This window comes from Paludisphaera soli (assembly GCF_011064595.1).
Lineage (GTDB): Bacteria > Planctomycetota > Planctomycetia > Isosphaerales > Isosphaeraceae > Paludisphaera > Paludisphaera soli.
The window spans coordinates 1-585 of record NZ_JAALJI010000138.1 but is presented as its reverse complement, the minus strand read 5'-3'; the positions used below and the strand labels follow the sequence as shown (position 1 = coordinate 585).

Annotated in this window: 2 protein-coding genes; both read right to left on the bottom strand. The window is 67.4% G+C overall.

What is annotated here, in order from left to right; genetic code table 11:
• Positions 1-56: 56 nt before the first annotated feature.
• Positions 57-194, bottom strand: a complete 138-nt coding sequence (locus G6O68_RS32030) for a hypothetical protein (protein ID WP_165253839.1) — start codon at positions 192-194, stop codon at positions 57-59.
• A 41-nt stretch (positions 195-235) separates the two neighbouring features.
• Positions 236-505 (bottom strand): hypothetical protein, encoded by a 270-nt coding sequence (locus G6O68_RS32025; protein WP_165253838.1) that lies wholly within the window; start codon positions 503-505, stop codon positions 236-238.
• Positions 506-585 lie beyond the last annotated feature (80 nt).

Genomic DNA, 585 nt, shown 5'->3' with positions numbered 1-585 from the left:
CCCGCATCCAGGAGAACCGATCCGACGTCCGTCATCAAGTCGTCGGTGGGGGAATACTAGCGGACCATCTTGACGTTCCAGGCCGCCTCGATCGCGGCCTTCGCGGCTTCCTCGTTGCGGCCGTCCTCGGCGGTCGCGAAGGCCGGGCCCCCGCTCGTCGCCGTCGCCGCCCGGCTGTAGTAGTCGCTCCCCATCGCGTCGTCACCCTCCTGGTTGAGACCTCGATCGGCTTGGATCACTTCAGCTGCTGGTCGGGGAAGGCGGCGCGGAGGCCGGCGGACACGACGCGCCGTTTCATGCTGCTTCGTCGGAGGGCCGCGATGAAAGCGGTGGACGATCGACGATCGGCGGCCGACCGGAAGTCGGCGAGGAATTGGTCCACGGCCCCGTCGAAGCCTGCGGCCAAGGCCTCGACGTTGAACGTCCAGGCCTCCCGAGGGGTGAGCCCCCGCGCCAGGACTTCGTCCCGGTTCCGCCGGGCGTTGCGGACGACGCACTTCGTCATGTCGTCCTCAAGTCGAGCCATGAACGGTGGGAGCGGTTTCACAGGTCCTCCAGGACGAATTCCGTCTTCCATCTCTCGCT

Excerpts from the sequence above, each read along its gene's own strand:
- G6O68_RS32025 (WP_165253838.1), bottom strand. The coding sequence starts at position 505 with ATGACGAAGTGCGTCGTCCGCAACGCCCGGCGGAACCGGGACGAAGTC.
- G6O68_RS32030 (WP_165253839.1), bottom strand. The coding sequence starts at position 194 with ATGGGGAGCGACTACTACAGCCGGGCGGCGACGGCGACGAGCGGGGGC.